The organism is Listeria booriae (genome assembly GCF_000766865.1).
In the GTDB taxonomy this organism is placed as follows: Bacteria; Bacillota; Bacilli; order Lactobacillales; family Listeriaceae; genus Listeria_A; species Listeria_A booriae.
The window spans coordinates 1-21558 of record NZ_JNFA01000028.1; the positions used below are offsets into that span (position 1 = coordinate 1).

The 21558-nt window shown below is 42.3% G+C and carries 20 protein-coding genes; 16 read left to right on the top strand and 4 right to left on the bottom strand.

What is annotated here, in order from left to right:
• Positions 1–2958 (top strand): right-handed parallel beta-helix repeat-containing protein (locus EP57_RS12650; RefSeq protein ID WP_036087280.1); only part of this gene is annotated, 2958 nt, incomplete at its 5' end.
• A gap of 93 nt (positions 2959–3051) precedes the next feature.
• On the opposite strand, the gene EP57_RS12655 is transcribed toward EP57_RS12650, so the two are convergent.
• Positions 3052–4431, bottom strand: a complete 1380-nt coding sequence (locus EP57_RS12655; RefSeq protein WP_036087281.1) for a sugar porter family MFS transporter — start codon at positions 4429–4431, stop codon at positions 3052–3054.
• Between the two features lie 153 nt (positions 4432–4584).
• Here EP57_RS12655 and EP57_RS12660 point away from each other — a divergent pair, with 153 nt between their 5' ends.
• Positions 4585–5466, top strand: a complete 882-nt coding sequence (locus EP57_RS12660; protein WP_338151743.1) for an AraC family transcriptional regulator — start codon at positions 4585–4587, stop codon at positions 5464–5466.
• 224 nt (positions 5467–5690) lie between these two features.
• On the opposite strand, the gene EP57_RS16575 is transcribed toward EP57_RS12660, so the two are convergent.
• Entirely contained in the window at positions 5691–6374 is a 684-nt protein-coding gene (locus EP57_RS16575) for a CPBP family intramembrane glutamic endopeptidase (protein WP_052167690.1), read from the bottom strand.
• 170 nt (positions 6375–6544) lie between these two features.
• Between EP57_RS16575 and EP57_RS17010 the strand changes: the two genes are divergently transcribed.
• From EP57_RS17010 to EP57_RS12680, 4 genes are all read left to right on the top strand, one after another.
• A complete protein-coding gene (locus EP57_RS17010; RefSeq protein WP_159106433.1) occupies positions 6545–6703 on the top strand; it encodes a hypothetical protein in 159 nt (52 codons plus the stop codon).
• Between the two features lie 84 nt (positions 6704–6787).
• Positions 6788–6991 (top strand): hypothetical protein, encoded by a 204-nt coding sequence (locus tag EP57_RS12670; protein ID WP_036087282.1) that lies wholly within the window; start codon positions 6788–6790, stop codon positions 6989–6991.
• Between the two features lie 392 nt (positions 6992–7383).
• Entirely contained in the window at positions 7384–8223 is an 840-nt protein-coding gene (lipL, locus tag EP57_RS12675; RefSeq protein WP_036087283.1) for a lipoyl-[GcvH]:protein N-lipoyltransferase, read from the top strand.
• Between the two features lie 26 nt (positions 8224–8249).
• On the top strand, positions 8250–9578 hold the full coding sequence (locus tag EP57_RS12680; protein ID WP_036087284.1) for an HD domain-containing protein: 1329 nt from the start codon (positions 8250–8252) through the stop codon (positions 9576–9578).
• 69 nt (positions 9579–9647) lie between these two features.
• Here EP57_RS12680 and EP57_RS12685 read toward each other — a convergent pair whose 3' ends face one another.
• Positions 9648–9833, bottom strand: a complete 186-nt coding sequence (locus tag EP57_RS12685) for a 2-hydroxymuconate tautomerase (protein WP_036087285.1) — start codon at positions 9831–9833, stop codon at positions 9648–9650.
• Between the two features lie 81 nt (positions 9834–9914).
• Here EP57_RS12685 and EP57_RS12690 point away from each other — a divergent pair, with 81 nt between their 5' ends.
• From EP57_RS12690 to EP57_RS12730, 10 genes are all read left to right on the top strand, one after another.
• Positions 9915–10568: a site-2 protease family protein gene (locus EP57_RS12690; protein ID WP_036087286.1), complete on the top strand. Its 654-nt coding sequence runs from the start codon at positions 9915–9917 to the stop codon at positions 10566–10568.
• Between the two features lie 27 nt (positions 10569–10595).
• A complete protein-coding gene (locus tag EP57_RS12695; RefSeq protein ID WP_376698026.1) occupies positions 10596–11051 on the top strand; it encodes a YwiB family protein in 456 nt (151 codons plus the stop codon).
• Positions 11048–12718 carry an arginine--tRNA ligase gene (argS, locus tag EP57_RS12700; RefSeq protein ID WP_036087288.1) on the top strand — a complete coding sequence of 557 codons (1671 nt, stop codon included), beginning with the start codon at positions 11048–11050 and terminating at the stop codon, positions 12716–12718. The genes EP57_RS12695 and argS overlap by 4 nt, the downstream gene beginning before the upstream one ends.
• A gap of 39 nt (positions 12719–12757) precedes the next feature.
• Complete coding sequence (locus tag EP57_RS17070) at positions 12758–12907, top strand: hypothetical protein (RefSeq protein ID WP_173405088.1); 150 nt, start codon at positions 12758–12760, stop codon at positions 12905–12907.
• 124 nt (positions 12908–13031) lie between these two features.
• The gene (rpoE, locus tag EP57_RS12705; protein ID WP_036087289.1) at positions 13032–13565 is read left to right on the top strand and encodes a DNA-directed RNA polymerase subunit delta; all 534 of its coding nucleotides are present in this window, start codon (positions 13032–13034) and stop codon (positions 13563–13565) included.
• Positions 13566–13900: 335 nt separating this feature from the next.
• On the top strand, positions 13901–15496 hold the full coding sequence (locus EP57_RS12710) for a CTP synthase (protein ID WP_036087290.1): 1596 nt from the start codon (positions 13901–13903) through the stop codon (positions 15494–15496).
• Positions 15497–15614: 118 nt separating this feature from the next.
• Positions 15615–15806 carry a PLDc N-terminal domain-containing protein gene (locus tag EP57_RS12715; RefSeq protein WP_036087291.1) on the top strand — a complete coding sequence of 64 codons (192 nt, stop codon included), beginning with the start codon at positions 15615–15617 and terminating at the stop codon, positions 15804–15806.
• Positions 15803–16717, top strand: coding sequence for an ABC transporter ATP-binding protein (locus EP57_RS12720; protein WP_241480730.1), 915 nt, complete (start codon positions 15803–15805; stop codon positions 16715–16717). The genes EP57_RS12715 and EP57_RS12720 overlap by 4 nt, the downstream gene beginning before the upstream one ends.
• Positions 16714–17517, top strand: a complete 804-nt coding sequence (locus EP57_RS12725) for an ABC transporter permease (RefSeq protein WP_036087292.1) — start codon at positions 16714–16716, stop codon at positions 17515–17517. Before EP57_RS12720 ends, EP57_RS12725 begins: the two co-directional genes overlap by 4 nt.
• A gap of 278 nt (positions 17518–17795) precedes the next feature.
• Positions 17796–18620, top strand: coding sequence for an aldo/keto reductase (locus tag EP57_RS12730; RefSeq protein WP_036087293.1), 825 nt, complete (start codon positions 17796–17798; stop codon positions 18618–18620).
• 84 nt (positions 18621–18704) lie between these two features.
• Here the strand turns inward: EP57_RS12730 and EP57_RS12735 are convergent, their stop codons facing one another.
• Positions 18705–21497: a GW domain-containing glycosaminoglycan-binding protein gene (locus EP57_RS12735; RefSeq protein WP_036087294.1), complete on the bottom strand. Its 2793-nt coding sequence runs from the start codon at positions 21495–21497 to the stop codon at positions 18705–18707.
• Positions 21498–21558 lie beyond the last annotated feature (61 nt).

Here is a 21558-nt window from a genome sequence, read left to right on the forward strand (position 1 = left end):
TTAGCCAATTCTGACATGATTGAAGAAGCTATCAAACGGGCAAACCAAGAACTTCCTAATACACAGAAGCAACGTGGGACCGTGCGCTTACCTAATGGAGATTGGTATGTAAAGAATAAAATAAGTCTCCTAGAAGGAGTGGCTTTAGAAGGGCAGGAAAAAACGACGCTTCATCGCATTATTAGGGATTTTATCAAAGATCCTATTACATCCGCAGATATGGTAGGTTATTACGATGCTATTGTTGACATGGTCAATGACACAACCATACGTAATCTGACTTTAGATGGGCTTGAAACCCCAGAAGATAGTATGAGTTCCCATCAAAATGGTATCACAGCCAAAGGAAACTATGGTGAAGGCCCAAACCCCCAAGCACCAACAGCGAAGGATTATCTTCAAAATTTGACCATTGAAGACGTGACTGTTCAAAATATGGCGGGTAGCGGGATAACAATCGATCTTGCTAAAAATGTGACGATTCGTGGCACAACAGCTGTTACCGCACCCAATCATGCGATGAAAGTCGAGAATGTGAAGAATGATGGTATTATTGGTTACTCGGTGGAAAATATGCGAGTAGAAAATACGCTTACAAGAACTATTGGACATATGGAATCAGCTGGGAAATCAGCACAGCGATACAATGTTTGTGCCACAATGCGCAAGATGCAACACCCTGACCCAGGTCTAGCTTATTATGCCCGTTACCCCAACAGTCGAGACGTAACTTTCCAGCACAATGTTGTCCTCGATAATCCCTACTGGGAAGGATTGGATGGGCATAGCGTGCAAGGGATCACCATCGCGCATAATGTGGTGGCGGGGGTCGACCGCTCCATTGTCGTAGGTGGACAGGATTATACTCACACCGCACTAGAGAGCTACTACTATCCCTCCCAAGAGGTGACGATTACCAATAATCGAATTAACCAACCGCAGGATATCCAACGGTGGCAACCGACAAATACTGTCAAAAGCCAAGTGGGGATTGCGGTGTGGGGTACCAGTCGCTTAAGTGCGACAGAACCCAAACTCATAGGCTATACGAATGGCGTAGTTCGAGGCAATGCCATCGATGCCATTGAGCCAAGCCGTCCGGATACGACCCACTATGGTGCCATCGCGCTGAAGCTAGTTGGCAACAAAGCAGGCACCGAAAACGAAGCGCAGCCCCAAGGCATGCTGGTCACACAAAATACCATCGGAAAAGCTGCCGCCAACTCCGTCCAATTAGCGGGTATCAGTTCTGCGGGTAGTACGCGCAATACCACCCTTGCCGCCAACCACATCGGAGTGATTGGCAGTAGTAGCCCCGCAGCCCAAGCCGTTATCGGCAAGTTCACGCACGCCCCCATCACATTACGAGAAAGAGCGAACATGATGACATTTCAACACAATATCATGGCCAACCAGAACGCCGTCATGGTCCAAGACGATAAATACAGCATCCGTTCCGACATGCATCTGGAAGGGTTGACCACCAATCAATGGGAGGATCCGAAAGACAATGCGACGCGCCAACAAGATCAGTATAGTTATGCGATCACCAATGTCCAATGGGATGGCGAAACAGGCATGGTGACAGGAAATGTCGGCAATCAGGTGGGGACAGTCGAAATCCATCAAGGCAGCCTTTCCGATGTATTAGCCAACAGTCAACAAGCGGTCGCCAATACCTATACCCGTATCAATCCAACAACACGAACATTTCGTATCCAATCCAACGCTTTGAAAGGAACGGACTATCGCGAAGTGTATCTCGTCGCGAACAATGATCCGATAAATCTGCATCCCATCACGAGTAGTGTGGGACATCGCTATAAAGTAAATCTGCAGGCCGTCCAACAAGGCGCGTGGTATGCCATCACCCCCGCAGCGTATGATGTCCAACAAGATACCCACTTGCAAGTCAACGTCGGCGCCTTGATTAAACAGGTGCGCGTGGTCGAATACCCCACGGAGGGAAGTAACGAAGCGATGACAGTGCTCCAAGACAAGGTTCCCGTCGACCAAGGATCGATGCAGCTGGACTTCCAACTCCCGAATCGCACCAAAGAGGATGTCTACCGTGCCATTTGGATCGAAGGATACGATGCCGAGAACAATCTGGCAACCACCCAAAAGCTCCCCTTACAAGATGCCGCAGGTTTCCTAGTGGCTCCCAACCTGTATAATGTAGATACCGTTTCTTTGCGCGGCACCGTTGGACCACTCGTAAACCGGTTACGTCTGAGTGAAGATGGTATCATCAAACGATTGCTTGCCATCTCCAACCCGGCTGTGGAGTTCGTCATGAGTTTGAAAGGGCACGTGACTCCATCGGACAACCAAGGCATCCAGCTATCCTCCTATGACAAGTTCGATACACTCCGCCAAACAACCAATGTCAAATGTGTGAAGAGTGGCATGGGAATGACCATTCCGACCTATGATTTGAGCCAGTCCTATCTCACCGGCACGTTAGAAGCCAACCATGCCATTGCTAAAGTACATATACAAGTGAATGGCAAAACCGTGAATGTGTTGAGTATACCACCAGGCACCCAGACTTTTTGGGCCGCCATGGCAGGAAAAATCCCAACCGCGCTAGCCACGGTCACGCTATTACCGGAAGATATCAATGGCTATATCTGGCATACCTACCAAGCTACCGCACCACTCGTAGATACGCGGTATGATTTAGCCTTAGACACTGGGGCAGCGGCTTACTTTTATGGCAAAACGAATATGACCGGGCGTGTCAACAGTAGCTTGGTCGGACGCATTGACATATGGGTCGATGGTGTGCGTAAAAATAATTACACGGTGCTAGAAGGTAGCGGTACCTTCACCATCAACATGGCTGGACGGGTGCCAAGCGCTACTAGTCAAATTACAGCTAAAATCTACGACCGCGCCACGGATATATTACAAAAAGAACAAGAAGTACCGATGCTACCAAGTAGACCATCTTAAGACAACAAAAGAAGCGTTCACTTTTCCCAAGCGACGCTTCTTTTATAATGGATTAAAAATATGACAAGTAAATCGATAGCGTATTTAGCTTCTTTAAAACACCTTAGCAATAGAAGCACGTTTTTTATCATTCAATTTCTTAGTCTCATCTTTTAGCAATGCTTCTTCAATTTGCTCTAGCGTATAACCTCGCGTCTCGAACACAAAGCTCTTGACGAAGAAGGCTGCGGCTATACAAACCAATCCAAAACTGATAAATAGTATTACATCGCCAATCTTTGCTTCTAAAACAGGGAAGCTGACGGATACAGTCCAGTTGGCAACCCAGTTCACTAGTGAAGCGATACCAACTGCTAGCCCACGAATTTTTAATGGGAAAATCTCGCCAATCATAACCCACATGACAGGCCCCCAAGTGGCACAGAAACTAGAAATATACGTAGCCAAGAAAATAAATGTGAAGAGATGGAATCCAGCTTTATCTCCTTCTAAATGAAACGCGGCAGAAAGAGCAAAGAACGAAAGCCCCATACCGATAGCGCCAAATATCAAAACTTTTCTCCGATCAAAACGATCCATCAACGAGACCGCGACTGCCGTTACGATGACATAAAAGATACCTAAAAAGATTTGCGTACGTATCGCAGAAGCAGCATCCGTACCACCGCTCATTAAAATACGTGGCGCATAATAAAATACCGTATTACAGCCCATCCATTGTTGCAAAATAGCCAAACCAAATGCCGCAACAACTGCTGGACGAACCCATTTTGAAAAGACATCTTTCAAACGACCTTTTTCTTGATGGCTCTGTTCTTCAATTTCTAGAATTTCCGCTTCCGCTTCTGACTTCGTTCGAATGTTTAATAAGATATTCTCTGCTTCTTCTCGTTTCCCAACTTTCACTAAGTATCGCGGTGATTCAGGTAATAAAATACCACCGATAAAAAGAATAAGTGCTGGTAGTGCTGCAAAACCTAACATTAACTCCCAACCGATGGGTGATAGGCGCCAAACATAGTTCGCGATATAAGCAAGCAACATCCCAATCATAATCATTAACTGATTGAGTGAAGATAAGCTTCCCCGTTGATTCGCAGGTGCCAATTCGGCAAGATACATCGGAACAAGCGCGCTAGCACCACCAACTGCGATTCCCAAAAACATACGCGAAATAATCAAGAACGAAACATTGGGCGAAAATCCACTACCCAAGGCCCCAATAAGAAAAATAAGTGCTGTCAAAATAACCATTTTCTTACGACCATACCTATCAGATAACGGCGAAATCAATATTGCTCCGACAACCGCTCCAATCAAAATACAGCTCACAACAAATCCTATTTCCGCATTGCTTAAATGAAGTTCTTCTTGAATAAGAATCTGTGCCCCCGCAATGACCCCCGTATCATAACCGAATAATAATCCCCCTAAAGCACCGAAAAAATAAATTAAATTCTTTGATAGTCTCATGTACTCATTTCCTCCTTTTGTGTTAAAAAATCAATATTGCTTCCGCTTTCCATTTCGTTTATAGTGAAATAACATGGAGGGAAGAATATGACAAATGAATTCGAATTGATTGCGCATAATAAAGTTCAGGATATTTATGTTTTTCTAATTGAGATGCATTATCGCAGCACGCACTTACATATGGACATCGAAATGGTCTATCTATTAAGTGGTTCGCTAAACATTATGACAAATAACAAAAAAATCAAACTAAGGCAAGGCGACTTCATTGTTTTAAATTCCTGCCAATTACATGAATTACATTCAAAAAACGCTGCATTATTATTGATTTTTCAGTTTTCTCCAAAAATTTTTGAATCGTTTTTCCCGAAAATCAATGAGGTGTATTTCGACACAACGCCGATAGCTTTAAAGGATTCCGAAATTGGTAAACATTTGTTGGCGAATCTTTTAGTAGCTAGCCAAGCCTATTTTCAAGAAGAAGAACATTTCCCGCTACTGTGCCACGGTTTTTCCTCTATTATCATGTTCGATTTAATGAAACTCATTCCTCACAAACAAATGAAAGAAGAAACGAAAAACCAACTGCTGTTAAAGCTGGAAAGAATCAAGCGAATAAGCGATTACATTTCAAAAAACTACCAACAAAAACTACTACTTTCTGATATCGCCAAAAAAGAAGCATTATCCAGCACTTATTTATCTCATTTTTTTCATGAGAATTTCGGTGTAACGTTCCAAGAATATTTAAATCTTATCCGATGTGAAAAGGCACAATATATGCTGATTCATACGGAAAATACACTTTTAGCCATTTGCGAGGCTTGCGGTTTTTCAGATGTTCGTTATTTAAATAGCTCCTTCACACGCTTTTATGGTGTAAGTCCGAAGCTGTTTCGAAACCAGCAACAAAGCTGTCCTAATCAAATAACTGTCGCAGAACAAGAGGTCATTAATAAACAATATATTTTTTCAAAAAATCAAAGTCTTAAGAAAATCAATCAATTACTCCAGCCTGTCTACAAAAACTACTAAGTTGCGTTTTCTTAAATTATGTCTTTTCATCACCTCTTTTAAATATTTATCGTTAGCGCTTACAATTGTTGTATAAACTGTATTTTATCATTTTTATTTTTAGTTTTCACACAGGATTTTGTTTTCAGGAACAGACTATCTTGCTGTCGAAGATAATAAATAGTACGGCATGTATGCAGAAAAGCAGGATTTCCCAGTCATTATCAACGGGAAACCCTGCTTTTTTACGGCCAAATAAAGGCAATGAAATTATTCAAGAAATGCGCGAAAATAGTTAGCTCCAGCCGCTTTGTTTTGTACAAAATCCCACCAAGCGCGATTCCTGGAATCAAATAAAGTAGAAAACTAACCCAATCTGTAGGTACGTGAACCGCGCAAAATAGCAAACTGCTCACAATCCAACCAAGCCACAAACGATTCCGGAAAAGTTGCTGCATCAAGAATCCTCGGAAAATAATCTCTTCTACAAATGGCGCGATGATAACGATAGAAAAAAAACTTAGCAACCATGAAGCGTTTTTATAAACATCTTCTAATAGCATTTCGTTTTGCGTCGTTGTATAGGAAGTGTAGCTTTGCCCAAGATAGTCAATGAGTGAACTAAGCGCGATCGCAATACCCATCACGACTGCAGCGAAGACGAAGCCTCTCCAACTGATTTTTGTCCATTTGAAGAACTGAATATTTTGGAATTTTGCTATGATAAGTGTTAGTAACATTGCCGCAAGTCCTAGTAATTCGCTATGCCAACTAACAGACATGCTAAGGAAATCGTTCCCGGCCAGCGCATCCCAGAGAATACTAACGACTTGGAAAATAAGTGAAAGCCCCATATACACCAAGAAAACCCAGATGATTGTCCAGATTTTAGGCTGGTTTTGCGGGCTAGGGATATTGAATTCTTGCATTGTTACACCCTCCCATAGACATATTATAATGTATCATATCATTAACAACCCCTAAGTTCCAAATACAAATGCGACTTCGGATGTAGCAATTTTCAGCCCGTAGCCTATCGTTAAAAAAATAAAAGCCCGCTATAATTAACCTATCAACCAAACAAAAGGGCGTGAACGACGTGAAAAAAGGGATTTTCGGTCTAGTATCGGCACTGCTAATTATGTTGCTAGTTGGCTTACAAGGGCAGCAAACAGTAGTACCAACAAACACAACACAGCTACATATCAATCAGCAAAACGAGCCGGCAACTGCTCAAATCTTAGACGTTAAAAACTGATCGGCTTGATAAGGCGATTTCATATAGATTTTAATCATGCTAACTTTAAAAACGTTGATATAAAAAAATTTGGAGGTTATTACAATGAACAACTTTTTCAAGTACTTATTTACAATTATCTTGGTCCTTATCGGACTTAATATTCTATTCAAGGTTATCGGTATTACGCTTCACTTCTTATTCCCACTAATCGGTATCGCAATTGTCGCTTACTTGCTATATCGCATTTGGGGCAACCCGCGTAACTGCCGTCGCAACACGAGCAAAACAGATCGCTACGATTGGTAATTCGGATGTAACTTTATATACTCATTTAAAACTCCCTAGGTTTTAAATTTTTAAGGATGAGATTTTCAGTTGATGTAAAAGTCAGTTGAGGGCTCATCCTCTTTTTTGTGTGGAGTTGTATCCGTTGTAATGCGGCAAGAAAAGCCATAAACTAAGTAATAAGGAGGCGATTAATGTGAATAAGAAAACGTGGAGTCGGTTAGGAAAATTGACGGTTGTCGCATTAGTAGCAAAATTGGTCTTAACATCGAAAAGACGACGGGTGAAATAATACGAATAAGGGGTTAAAAATACAGCGATTCATTTATATTGCGAATTTAGAAAAAGCGCTCCAAATCGCTCTGGGTCTATGCTATAATAACAACAACGATTACTAGAAATGGAGTAATGAGATGAGAGACGGATTGGATTTATTGAAGCAAGAACAATGGCGTTTTATTGACCAGACAACGGTACAGATTGCGTTTGACGCGTTGCAGTCATTTGCGACGGATGATACGCTGTGTCGCTCGGTTGGGAGTCATATGTCTCCGCCAACGACGCGAGCTTGGGTGCATTATAATACGATTTCGATGGGAATTCAGGATTCGAAATTGCCCGATATACAGAAAGGTATAGCTTATTTTAAGGAGCAAGGATACCGTGCGGTGGTGCGGAACTCTGGTGGTTTAGCGGTTGTGCTTGATCCGGGAGTGCTGAATTTGTCGCTTGTTTTTCCTGATGTGGATAAGGGGATTGCGATTGATCGTGGCTATGAGACGATGTTTGCGCTGATTAAGCATATGTTTCCGCAGTATTCGCACAAGATGGAAGCGCGTGAAATTGTCGGCTCTTATTGTCCGGGAAGTTATGATTTGAGCATTGATGGGAAGAAGTTTGCCGGGATTTCACAACGCCGAATGGCAAAAGGGGTCGCGGTGCAGATTTATTTAGCGGTGAACGGTGATCAGCGGCAGCGCGCGGAGTTGATTCGCGAGTTTTACCGAATTAGCGGGAAAGATAGGCAAGATAAATATACATTTCCAGATGTGGTGCCAGAAGTGATGACGACCTTGTCGGAGCTTTTTGGTGAGGAACTGTCGGTGAATGATGTGATGGTGAAATTATTGAATGCGTTGTATCATTTTGCGGATCATTTGGAGTCTAGTCGTTTGATGGGCGAGGAATTGGTTTGGTACCCGGAATATTATGAACGGCTTATTTTGAGAAATGAGAAGGTCTTGAACACATGAAGAACTAGAGAGAGGGTAGATGGCCTGTGACTTATTTAGAGACAAGATTACCTGAAGTGAAAGTTTTTAAAGACCCGGTGCATCGGTATGTGCATGTGTCGGATCAGATTGTGTGGGATTTAATTGCAACGAAGGAGTTTCAGCGGTTGCGCCGAATTCATCAGTTAGGAACGACGTCTTTGACTTTTCACGGGGCAGAGCATAGTCGGTTTAATCATTCGTTAGGTGTTTATGAGATTACGCGTCGAATTGTGGAAGGTACGTTTGCCAAGGAGATTCAGTGGGATAACGAGGAGCGCTTGGTAGCGTTGTGTGCCGCGCTGTTGCATGACTTGGGGCATGGACCGTTCTCGCATGCGTTTGAGAAGGTGTTTAGTACGGATCATGAACATTATACGATGGCGATCGTGACGGGGAATACGGAGGTTCGTACGGTGTTAGAACGTGCGGGAGCTTTGTTTCCGGAGAAGGTCGCGGCGGTTATTAATAAGACATACCAGAATCAGACGCTGGTCAAATTGATTTCAAGCCAAATTGACGCGGACCGGATGGATTATTTGTTGCGGGATGCGTATTATACGGGTGTTAGTTATGGGAATTTTGATATGGAGCGAATTATGCGAGTGATGCGGCCGAGCCCAGATGGGAATGGCGTTATTATTAAGCAGTCGGGGATGCATGCGGTGGAAGACTATATTGTGAGTCGCTATCAGATGTATCAGCAAGTTTATTTTCATCCGGTGAGCCGGAGCGCCGAGGTACTTTTGTGGAAGATACTTGAGCGCGCGCAACATTTATATGAGCAAGGTTATCATTTTGAGCAGACGCCGGTGCAGTTATTGCCGTTTTTAAAGCGAGATGTTTCGTTAGATGAGTATATTGCGCTGGATGACACGGTATTGATGTATTTCTTTTCTGTGTGGCAGTATGAGCAGGATTTGATTTTGAGTGATTTGTGTAGCCGCTTTTTGAATCGTCGGTTATTGCAATATATTACGTATGATTCGAAAGAGGATGCAGAACTTTATGCGAAGTTAAAAGGCTTGCTTGAGAAGGCCGAGATTGATCCCGAGTATTATTTGGTGATAGATTCGACGTCTGATTTGCCGTATGACTTGTACGAGCCGGAGGATGTTGGCGGACGGTCTCCAATTCAGTTATTGATGCCAAATGGCGAGTTGCACGAATTGTCGACGGAATCCCCAATTGTAGAAGCCATCGGTGGCAAGCGCCGAGTAGATATTAAACTATACTACCCACTAGATTTTATCGAAAGCGGGCGAATTAGCGCACCAATCGCCGAAGAAATCATCGGCTTGATTCACGCACATTCATTGAAGGATTATAAAAAATAAGAAAGCACAACGAAGTAGCGGCTGTGCTTTGACTGTAGAAAAACTATATTTTAAGCAAAATGTTGGTGTTTAGATGTCGGATTTGCGGACGCCGCCAACACCGTAGTCTGTTTTTTTCATTTCTTCTAGGATGACGTGGATGTTTTCTTTTGGAGCTCCGAGATTTTTGGAGACAGCTTCTGTGACGTCTTGTACGACGGCTTTCTTTTGTTCGTCCGTGCGACCTTCTAGAAATTTAATTGTTACGAAAGGCATGTAATTCACTCCTAAGTATTGATTTAATGAGTGTATTATAACATAATTAGTAGAGTAATATGATTATGAAGGAGATTTTACATGGAGAATTTTTTAGCTTACTCGTTGCAGGATTTGCCGTATGTTATCGTGACGCTGTTGATTGCTTTTACGATTCATGAGTTGGCACATGCTTGGGTAGCGCTATTGTTTGGTGATGATACAGCGAAGAATGAGGGACGTATTACGTTTAATCCGATGAAACATATTGACCCGATTGGCTTTATCTTTGTGATTATTGCTGGGTTTGGGTGGGCTAGGCCGACGCCTGTTAACACGTATAAAATGAAGCACCGCCGAGTTGGTAGTGTGGTCGTTAGTTTGGCTGGTCCGGTGAGTAATTTATTGCTTGCGTTTGTTGGAATGGGACTATATTTTTTATTTCTGCAGATGGATGTGTCGTATTCGCAGATTGTATTGCATTTCTTTAATTTATTTGTATCGTTGAATGTGATTTTGTTTATTTTTAATTTGTTGCCATTGCCGCCTTTGGATGGATATCATATTGTAGCGGAGTTCTTGCCACTGAAATGGCGCTTGAAGGTGCAGGCGTATGAGAATTATGCACTACTTTTCTTTTTAATTTTAGTGATTACGCCGCTTTCGAGATATACGATTACGCCGATTTTTAATACATTGATTCCTTGGATAACGAATGAAATGGCGAGTTTTTATTATTTTGTTTTTCAAATATGATGTTTATGAATTTATATGGAGGGACTTTTGCGCGTGAGTAGTAAGGAAAAGACGGCTGTTAGATTGCGTTTGCGAACGATTTCTAAGCAGGAGACGGTGGAAGAGCGTTCGGAATTGGACGTGTCGGGTGTGTTTTATTTGGACCATGCGACAGGGAGTCGGTACCTTCATTACGAGGAGGAGCAAGAGGCTGGCGTTATTCGAACGGTGCTTAAGATTACGGATAAGGAAGTTCTATTGATGCGCAGTGGTGCTGTGAGTATGCGGATGCACTTTTTTAAGGAGCGGAAGCGGAGCACGGTAAGTGTGGACTATGGTGTCGGCAAGCTGATGATGGAATCGGAACTTTTGAATATAGAAGAGGTTTATGAGGACGGCGAACTTTTTGCTGGGAAAATTGATTTTCAATATGAGTTATTAGATAATGGCGTGAATATTGGGCTATTTGATGTCTCGATGATTTTGGAGGAGGATAAGGAATGAATGTCAGTCAAAAGAGTCAACAAGATTTAATTGCAATCATTAAGAATGCGGTAGTTGGTGCGCTTGGTTTGGAAGAGGCGGACGTACCTGCGATTTTATTAGAGGTTCCAAAGGATAAGCAACATGGGGATTACTCGACGAACGTGGCGATGCAGCTGGCTCGTGTTGCGAAGAAGGCACCAAAAGTGATTGCAGAAGCGATTGTGGACGCGATTGGTGAGGATCATGCGATTATTAATAAGGTGGAAATTGCGGGACCTGGTTTTATTAATTTCTACTTGGATAATGCGTATTTGACGGCGCTTGTGCCTGTGATTATGGACGCGGATACGGCGTATGGTGAAAGTAACACGGGACAAGGCAAGAAGTTTCAAATTGAGTTTGTATCGGCGAATCCGACGGGAGATCTTCATTTAGGACACGCGCGTGGTGCGGCAATTGGAGACTCCTTGGCGAATATTTTGGCGATGGCGGGTTATAATGTGTCGCGCGAATATTATATTAATGATGCGGGAAATCAGATTCAGAACTTGGTGTTATCAACGGAGGCGCGTTATTTGGAGGCGCTTGGTGTAGACGCAGAATTTCCTGAGGATGGGTATCGCGGTGCGGATATTATCAATTTAGGGAAGCAATTGGCGGAGAAATATGGTGACGAGTTCGTGGAAGCGGATGTAGACACGCGACGTGACGTTTTCCGTAAAGAGGCTTTGGCATTTGAAACAGCGAAATTACGTGATGATTTAGCGGAGTTTCGTGTGCATTTTGACAACTGGTTCTCGGAGACAACACTTTATGAGAATGGCAAAATTATGCCTGCGCTCGAGAAGTTACGCGCGAATGGGTATATTTTTGAAGAAGAAGGCGCGACTTGGTTGCGGACTACGGAATTTGGCGATGATAAGGATCGTGTCTTGATTAAGTCAGATGGCACGTATACGTATTTCTTGCCGGACATCGCGTATCATTTGGATAAGCTGGAGCGTGGCTTTGATGTGCTAATCGATGTTTGGGGCGCAGATCATCACGGTTATATTCCAAGAATGCGTGCAGCGATTCAGAGTTTGGGTTACAGTCCAGATCATCTGGAAGTCGAAATTATTCAGCTCGTTCATTTATATGAGAATGGGGAACAAATAAAAATGAGTAAGCGTACTGGTAAATCAGTGACAATGCGTGATTTGATTGAAGAGGTAGGTCTTGATGCGACGCGTTATTTCTTTGCGATGCGTAGTTCAGATACACATATGAATTTTGATATGGGCTTGGCGAAATCGACTTCTGCGGAGAACCCAGTGTATTATGTGCAATATGCGCATGCACGGATTTCGAGCATTTTACGTTCTGGTGTGGAGCAAGGTTTTGCGCTTAGCAAGGATGCGAACTTAGCTTTGTTGAACTCAGAAGCGGATTATGATTTGCTGAAAGTGTTAGGTGAATTCCCAGACGTAGTAGCTGAGGCTGCTGAGAAAAGAATTCCACACCGAATTGTGCGTTTCTTGAATGATTTAGCAGCGGCATTCCATCGTTTTTACAATGCGAACAAGGTGTTGGATGTTGAGAATAAAGAAGTATCAGAAGCTCGTTTGGCTTTGATTAAGGCAACACAGATTACGTTGCGCAATGGACTTACGTTACTAGGTGTTTCTGCGCCAGAAAAAATGTAGAATAAGGGTGAAAAAATTTAGATCGGGGTTTTGCCAATTATGCGATATATCATTTTCATAAGTGTTATTTTTGTCTTGCTGGTTATTGCAACTGCGGTTTTATATAGCATGCAGCTTGGTTCTATCCCGATTTTATTGCTTGCGATTTTACTGTTTTATCTTGCGTATTGTGTGTTGAGGAAGTTGTGAATGTGGCTTTATTCGTTTCGGCGTGATAATTTTATTGTGTTTGACGTGATTTACATGTAGAATAGATAGAGTCAGAAAAATTGTAGTGGAAATCATTTTTTATTATAGAAGGGGCGTGCCAGCTTTGGATTTAAGCCAATTGACGAAAGAAGAGCGTGACGAGTTATCTTTGATTGAAGTGGCGCACTATGTTCTTGAAACGAAAAGAGAAGTAATGCCATTCCAATCGATTGTGGATGAGATTACGAAGTTTCTAGGGTTAAGCGACGATGAAATGAGAGATAAACTTGTTCAATTTTACACGGATATGAATATTGAGGGGAACTTTATTTCTCTTGGTAACAATACGTGGGGATTGCGCGCGTGGTACCCGATTGATGCGATTGATGAAGAAGTTCAAACGCAGACGAAGACGAAGAAACGTAAATCGGACGACGATGATGACGAAGATATTGATGAGGACATTCTTGATGATGATATTGAGTATGAAGAAGACGACGGTGTAGAAGAACTTGGTGAAGAAGAAGTAATTCTAACGGACGGCCTTGTTGATGACGATGAAGATCCAGTAGAAGATCACTTGCCAGACGGAATTGAAGGCGACTTGACGACAGTTGAAGACGACGAGTTTGCTGATGAATTCGAGGATGACAAATAATTTTTAGACGCCTGCTACGATTTGTGGCAGGTTTTTTAATAAAATAATTTTATCCTTTGTTTGCAGGTGTTGAGGACGGTTTCACAAAATAAAGGGTTGACTTATTCGCGCTATCTATGTAATATTTTATTTGGGCTCCTTTTTATAAGGACGGATATAAATATTGCGCTCCCTTACTTTGAAAGATGAGTAAGTGGGGCGTTTTCTTTTTGTGTAGCCAAAGCATAAATGTGGTTTTGGTGATTTTCTTTTTTAGCAATGTTTTTTTGCAAGTAAAGGTTCTCCACCCCGAAAAAAATAATTTCGATAAGGCGAAAGGAGTAGAATTTAGAACAATGACAAAGTATATTTTTGTGACAGGTGGCGTCGTTTCATCGATTGGTAAAGGGATTACAGCTGCTTCACTGGGAAGACTACTGAAAAACCGAGGTCTTAGTGTAACGATTCAAAAATTTGATCCTTACATTAACGTCGATCCGGGAACAATGAGCCCATATCAACATGGTGAAGTTTTTGTAACAGATGATGGTGCAGAGACGGATTTGGATTTGGGTCACTATGAGCGTTTTATCGATATTAATTTGAATAAGTACAGCAATGTAACTACGGGGAAAGTGTATTCCGAGGTTATTAAGAAAGAGCGTCGTGGCGATTATCTTGGTGGAACAGTTCAAGTTATTCCGCATATCACGAACGAGTTGAAAGACCGGGTTTTCCGTGCTGCGCGCATGACAGATTCGGATATTATCATTACCGAAATCGGTGGAACGGTTGGGGATATCGAGTCATTGCCGTTTATCGAAGCAATTCGCCAAATCAAGAGCGATGTTGGTGCTGAAAACGTGCTTTACATTCACACAACGCTTATTCCTTACATCAAAGCTGCTGGTGAAATGAAGACGAAACCGACCCAACATAGCGTGAAAGAACTTCGCAGTTACGGGATTCAACCAAATATTATCGTTGTGCGTACGGAACAACCAGTTTCTCAAGAGATGAAAGAGAAAATCGCGCTGTTTTGTGATGTGAGAGCTTCGGAAGTTATTGAGGCTCGCGATGAGGAAACGCTATACAACGTGCCGCTTTCCTTACAAGCGCAAAAAATGGACCAAATCGTGTTGGATCACTTGCAGTTGGAGGCGCCAGTTGCGGATATGTCCGAATGGCAAGAACTTGTGCATAAAGTGAAGAACTTGACGAAAAAAGTACGTATTGCTTTAGTCGGAAAATATGTTTCGTTACCAGATGCGTATCTTTCAGTAGCAGAAGCATTGCGTCATGCGGGTTATGCGAATGATGCAGAACTGCAAATCGATTGGGTAGATTCAGAAGAAATTACACCTGAAAATGTGCACGAAAAACTTGGCGAAGCTGACGGAATTCTAGTTCCTGGTGGTTTTGGCGATCGTGGTATTGAAGGTAAAATTACAGCGATTAAATTTGCGCGTGAAAACAAAGTGCCTTATTTCGGTATTTGTTTAGGTATGCAGTTGGCGACGATTGAGTATGCGCGTAATGTCATGGGCTTAGAAGGTGCGAACTCTGCGGAAATCGAGCCGAAAACACCATATGCCATCATTGATTTATTGCCAGAACAAAAAAATATTGAAGATATGGGCGGCACATTGCGCTTAGGTCTTTACCCAGCAAGAATTAAAGAAGGAACAAGAGCGGCGGAAGCTTATGGCACTACTTTAGTAGAAGAACGCCATCGTCACCGTTACGAGTTCAACAATGAGTATCGTGAACAGTTGGAAAATGCGGGAATGACGGTTTCTGCTACAAGTCCAGACGGTCGTTTGGTTGAAGTTGTGGAAATTACGGATCATCCGTGGTTTGTAGCGTGTCAATATCATCCAGAATTTATTTCACGTCCGAACCGTCCACAAAGCTTGTTCAACGCTTTTGTTGCAGCATCTTTAAATAAATAAAAATTAAAGGTCCGAACTTGTGTGAATTATCGCGAGTTCGGACTTTTTCTTGACTTTAATGTTTGCTTGTTATACTATATATATAACAGTTAGTTATTTCAAAGCAGAAAGGATGGGCATGATGAACACAATAGCTCTTTTAGTGCCATTTATTATTTTATATCTTATTTTATTAGTGACGGCGTTGGTGGACTTGATTCGCCATTGGAATACTCGCCAAGTTCCCGTGATTTGGTTAATCGTGATTATTTTTGTAAGTACGATTGGTCCGATTATTTACTTTATTTTTGGTAGAAAGGATTACCGATGATGGAGCGCGTGTTGGAAGTCAGCGGTGTGTCCAAGCGTTTCGAGAATTACCAAGCGGTCAAAAATGCCAGCTTCGCGCTAGAGTCAGGTGAATGTGTGGCATTACTAGGTCCGAATGGTGCCGGAAAAACAACGATTTTGAAAATGATTGTAGATATGATAAATCCCGACCAAGGCAAAATCAATATTTGTGGGCAGAAAAACATCCAAATGAAACAAAAAATTGGCTACCTCCCGCAATATCCGAACTTTTACGGATGGATGACAGGCATCGATGCTTTGCACTTCATGGGGAAATTATCAGGCATGGATAAAGCAAGTTTGGAGGCGCGAATTCCTGAGGTTTTGGAACAAGTTGGACTTGATCCGAAATCTAAGAAGAAAATCGCAACATACTCTGGCGGGATGCGACAACGACTAGGAATTGCCCAAGCGATTTTGCATCGTCCAGCAGTTTTAATTATGGATGAACCTGTTTCTGCGCTGGATCCGATTGGGCGCCGCGAGGTCATCGAGTTAATTCAATCTTTGAAAGCAGAAACGACATTACTATTTTCCACGCATATTTTGGCGGATGTTGAAGAAATTTGCGAGCGTGTATGTATTATTCGCGAAGGCGAGATTGTAGCAGATGATAAAATTGCGAATTTAGTGCAGATAAATGCAGAACAGGTCTTTATTTTGAAAGCAGAAGGGGATATTTCATCATTTGAGGGCCAACTTGCAGGAAATGCAGAGATTCGCGAAATTGCACACAAAAATGGTGCGATTTACGTCTATTACAATGATGATGCCGCAGTCGCGCGTGAAGCGATTATGCAAGCTTTGTTAGCGTCAAGGCTCCATTGGACGAGCGTCAGTCAAGCCGAAGAATCGCTAGAAGAAGTCTTCTTAAGGATGGTGAGCAAATGAAAAACATCGCAACGCTTTTTCAAAAAGAACAAATGGAACAATGGCGTAGTCTAAAATTCATCTGGCTCCCCGTCGTATTTGCGATTATCGGTATCATGCAGCCATTAATGATGTATTATTTACCAGAAATCATGGGAGCGGCAGGTGCCGGTGAGGATGGCGATGCTATTGCTCAGTTAATGGGTTCTGTCAATGAAACGCAAGTCATGGCTGGCACGTTATCATCCCAGTTCGACCAATTAGGCATTATTATTTTAATCGTTGCCTTAATGGGCGCCATCATTTCCGAAAAGAATAACGGCATGCTGGCCTTCATATTAACAAGACCCGTCGAAGCGTGGCAATATGTTATCGCAAAATGGATTTCTCAGGCCTTATTAGCGTTTATTTCACTGCTTTTAGGTTATTTTGGAGCCTATTACTATGTTTTCTTATTATATGGCAGTATCGACATCTCAAGCGTCCTATTGGCATTTGGTATTTATTTTGTTTGGCTATTATTCATTATCTCGGTTGTATTGCTCCTCGGCATTCTGTTTAAAAGCACGGCGGTTGTTGCGATGTTAGCAGCTGGTGGCGCGATTATTCTAGAGCTTGTGAGCGGTGCTAAGGGGTGGGGACAAATGTTTAATCCAGCGTATTTGAGTAGTAACGCCGTAGAAGTGCTAATGACTAACAACGTAAAAGATTATTTTGTAGGCAATCTATGTATTTCCTTACTGCTAATCGTTGCGGTTGTGCTTTTATCGGTTTGGTTATTATCGAAGAAACATTTCCATATCGGCAGTTCACATGAATAGATCGGTAAAAATTAATGAATTTCTCATCTGAATCTTGAAAGATTATCATGTTTGGCCTGTATTATAGAGAATGTAAAGAGGATAGCAATTACTTTTTCCCCCTTTTTAGTAGTTGTTCATCCTAATATACTCCCTTTTTGGACCATCGCGGTTTCCCCCTTTTTCCGCGGTGGCCTTTTTATGTCTACAGGTGCACAGAAAAAGCATAAGGTTTGCATTGACCCGGGGCATTAGGTGTATAGTAGAGAGGTAAAATAGAAAATCGGGAGGCTGGAAAAATGAACATTAATGATACAATAGCGCTGGCAAATGGTGTGGAAATGCCGCGACTTGGTTTCGGGGTATGGCGTGTAAACGATGGCGAAGAAGCAGTTAATTCCGTAAAATGGGCGATTGAGACGGGCTATAAGAGCATCGATACAGCGGCTGCTTACAAAAACGAAGAAGGCGTCGGTCAAGCAATTAAAGAATCAGGAATCGCGCGCGAAGATCTTTTTGTAACGACGAAATTATGGAATGCGGATCAAGGCTACGAGTCGACATTGGCGGCTTTTGAGACGAGTTTAGAAAAATTAGGTTTGGATTATGTTGATTTATACTTAATTCACTGGCCAGTAGAAGGAAAATTCGTGGATACATGGCGTGCCTTTGAAAAACTATATGCGGACAAAAAAGTACGTGCTATCGGGGTTTGTAATTTCCATGAACATCATTTAGATACATTGTTGAAGGAAGCAAAAGTCGCACCAATGGTAAATCAAGTTGAACTTCATCCGCTGCTTTCTCAAGAGCCATTGCGTAAATATTGTGCCGATAAAAATATCGTTGTGGAGGCGTGGAGCCCGCTTGGCAGTGGTAAAATTCTTGATAACAGTGTCATTAACTCCATCGCCAAAATTTACGAAAAATCTGTAGCGCAAGTTATTCTGCGTTGGGATTTACAACACGGTTTAGTGACAATTCCTAAATCTGTCCACCAAAACCGAATTATCGAGAATGCGAATATTTTCGATTTCGAATTGAAAGATTCGGAAATGGCGTTAATTGATGGCCTGAATAAGAATGAGCGTACAGGCCCAGACCCAGATAATTTTAATTTCTAAGCGATGAAAAAAGCAGTAAATCCATTTTTCGTGGGTTTACTGCTTTTTGTTTTACTTCATAATTTCACGTTAAATCTTAGAAAATCAACGAACGCTAGATGCTGGTACCCAAGTGACTAATTCGGAACCGTTGATGAGATAATACCACAATTTGCCGTTAATCGTAATTTGTTTATGCACTTTCAAAGGTTTATTGGTATATGCGGATAAATTGCCTCGGCGCATAGATGCATCAACAACAGGGAAATAATATACGGATTCGGTAGGAACGCTCACATAGCGGGTTAAATTAGCTGATTTTTCCATGCTAGGTGTGTACGTGATAGTGATTGCTTTGCTGTCTACCCAACCAATCGTTTTGCCGTCGATAGCGAATTGATACCAAAGACCTTTGCTTGTTTTCATTTCGCGGATTAATTTTAGGTTTTTGCCGTTATAATTGGATAAAGGATTAACGACTTTGGCGCCTAAAGTACCGTTTGGAACTGTCCATACATTGTTTCCTGTAGTTGTTTTAACGTTAGCGTAAGTGGTAACCGCCATCGCTTTGTTATATTCGACTTGGTCATAGACGGTGGTAGTTAGGCTGGAAGCTGGTACCCAAGTGACTAATTCAGAGCCGTTGATGAGGTAGTACCACAATTTGCCGTTAATCGTGATTTGTTTATGCACTTTTAAAGGCTTGTTAGTGTATGCGGCTAGGTCACCTCTACGCATAGAGGCATCGGCAACTGGGAAATAGTACACGGATTCGGTAGGAACACTGACATAACGGACTAAGTTAGCTGGTGTTTCCATACTTGGCGTGTATGTGATAGTGATTGCTTTGCTGTCTACCCAGCCAATCGTTTTGCCGTCGATAGCGAATTGATACCAAAGACCGCTACTTGTTTTCATTTCGCGAACCAGCTTTAGATTTTTGCCGTTATAAGTGGACAATGGATTAACGACTTTCGCGCCGGATGTCCCGTTTGGAACTGTCCAGATGTTGTTGCCTGAAGCCGTTTTAACATTGGCATAAGTAGTGACTGCCATTGCTTTATCATATTCTATTTTGTCGTACAAAGTTTCTTTTAGACTTGAAGCGGGTACCCAAGTGACTAATTCAGAACCATTGATAAGGTAATACCATAGTTTGCCGTTAATCGTAATTTGTTTATGCACTTTCAAAGGTTTATTGATATACGCGGATAAATTGCCTCGGCGCATAGATGCATCAGCAACAGGGAAATAATACACGGATTCAGTAGGAACATTTACATAGCGGGTTAAATTGGCGGATGTTTCCATACTTGGCGTGTACGTAATAGTCACAGCTTTACTGTCAACCCAGCCAATCGTTGTGCCATCGATAGCGAATTGATACCAGAGACCACTACTTGTTTTCATTTCACGAACCAGTTTTAGATTTTTGCTGTTATAAGTGGATAAAGGATTAACGACTTTAGCGCCTAAAGTACCGTTTGGAACCGTCCATACATTGTTTCCTGTAGCCGTTTTAACGTTAGCGTAAGTGGTAACCGCCATCGCTTTGTTATATTCGACTTGGTCATAGGCTGTTGCTGTTAGACTGGAAGCTGGAACCCAAGTGACTAATTCTGAGCCATTGATAACGTAGTACCACAATTTTCCGTTAATCGTGATTTGTTTATTCACTTTCAAAGGTTTGTTGATGTACGCGGATAGGTCTCCTCTACGCATGGAGGCGTCAGCAACAGGGAAATAGTACACGGACTCAGTCGGAACGCTGACATAACGTGTTAAGTTCGCTGTTGATTCCATACTAGGCGTGTAGAAAATGTTAACTGCTTTATCTTCCACCCAACCGATTGTTTTGCCATCAATTGCAAACTGATACCATGTACCGCTTTGTGTTTTTGCTGTGCGGAGCAATTTCATGTTTTTGCCGTTGTAGCTGGAAAGTGGGTTTACTTCTTTGGAGCCGGCTGTGTTAAATGGAGCTGACCAGACGGTGTTTCCAGAGGCAGTTTTGACATTGGCGTAGGTCGTTGTTGTGAAAGCCACGTTGGAAAGAATCGTATCTTTACTCATCGCGTTGTATTTCTCTGTGACAAGTGTTAGGAACTCGTTGTAGCTGTAGCCCCACTTGTTAAAATAACCAATCGGATCTGTATGCGTTGTGCCGCCGAGGTATTTGCTGACCGCGTTATGGGTCCAAACCGTACCGACACCATCTGTCTCAGCGCTATCAATCGGTAGCTTGTATTTATCTAAAATATAGGCCGTATAGTAAGCATAGTTGTTGATAGAACGGGCAAATTCGTCAAACGTGCTATGTTCTACTAATTCATATTGAACAAAGCGGGCATTCGCGAAACGTCCTGCGCCCCACACACCGTAATCTGTCGGGTGAATTTGAATGATATTGCCTTTATCAACAAAACTGTGCACAAATGCGTTTTCCCAGTTGCGGCTCATGTAGTCAATTTCGTTTTGGATGGTAGAGTTAGGATTGGCTGTTTCATGCAAAACAACACCCTCTGGTTTACCATAGCCATTGCGATAATTGAACTTCGTGAATTGCGTCTGGATTTGGCTACTAAGTGCGGATGTTTTGAAATTATTTGATTTAATATAATTGTTGACGTTTGGATAGGCTGCTTTTGCATTTAAAAGACGGCTACGATCGGGAATTGGCGCCTCATTATCGTCTTCGGCATGTAAATCACCGGTGAATGTACCTTCGCGCTCTGCTTTTGGTACGTAGATTGAGTCGTCTTGAATCGTCTGTGAACCATCTTTTGCAGTAACAGAACTAGTGTCAGTAGTCGATTGTTCATCAGCCAGAACAGTAATCGGCAAAACTACAGTGGAAAGACCAACTGTTACGATAACTGATTTTAATAAAGTCTTCAATTTTCCATCTCCATTCTTTAAACTCCCTTTTTTGAAAAATAATTACACGCAGTAAAAGAGC

Coding starts and splice junctions, on each gene's coding strand:
- EP57_RS12655 (WP_036087281.1), bottom strand. CDS start 4,431: ATGAGACTATCAAAGAATTTAATTTATTTTTTCGGTGCTTTAGGGGGA.
- EP57_RS12660 (WP_338151743.1), top strand. CDS start 4,585: ATGCATTATCGCAGCACGCACTTACATATGGACATCGAAATGGTCTAT.
- EP57_RS16575 (WP_052167690.1), bottom strand. CDS start 6,374: ATGCAAGAATTCAATATCCCTAGCCCGCAAAACCAGCCTAAAATCTGG.
- EP57_RS12670 (WP_036087282.1), top strand. CDS start 6,788: ATGAACAACTTTTTCAAGTACTTATTTACAATTATCTTGGTCCTTATC.
- lipL (WP_036087283.1), top strand. CDS start 7,384: ATGAGAGACGGATTGGATTTATTGAAGCAAGAACAATGGCGTTTTATT.
- EP57_RS12685 (WP_036087285.1), bottom strand. CDS start 9,833: ATGCCTTTCGTAACAATTAAATTTCTAGAAGGTCGCACGGACGAACAA.
- EP57_RS12690 (WP_036087286.1), top strand. CDS start 9,915: ATGGAGAATTTTTTAGCTTACTCGTTGCAGGATTTGCCGTATGTTATC.
- argS (WP_036087288.1), top strand. CDS start 11,048: ATGAATGTCAGTCAAAAGAGTCAACAAGATTTAATTGCAATCATTAAG.
- EP57_RS17070 (WP_173405088.1), top strand. CDS start 12,758: ATGCGATATATCATTTTCATAAGTGTTATTTTTGTCTTGCTGGTTATT.
- EP57_RS12710 (WP_036087290.1), top strand. CDS start 13,901: ATGACAAAGTATATTTTTGTGACAGGTGGCGTCGTTTCATCGATTGGT.
- EP57_RS12715 (WP_036087291.1), top strand. CDS start 15,615: ATGATGAACACAATAGCTCTTTTAGTGCCATTTATTATTTTATATCTT.
- EP57_RS12720 (WP_241480730.1), top strand. CDS start 15,803: ATGATGGAGCGCGTGTTGGAAGTCAGCGGTGTGTCCAAGCGTTTCGAG.
- EP57_RS12725 (WP_036087292.1), top strand. CDS start 16,714: ATGAAAAACATCGCAACGCTTTTTCAAAAAGAACAAATGGAACAATGG.
- EP57_RS12730 (WP_036087293.1), top strand. CDS start 17,796: ATGAACATTAATGATACAATAGCGCTGGCAAATGGTGTGGAAATGCCG.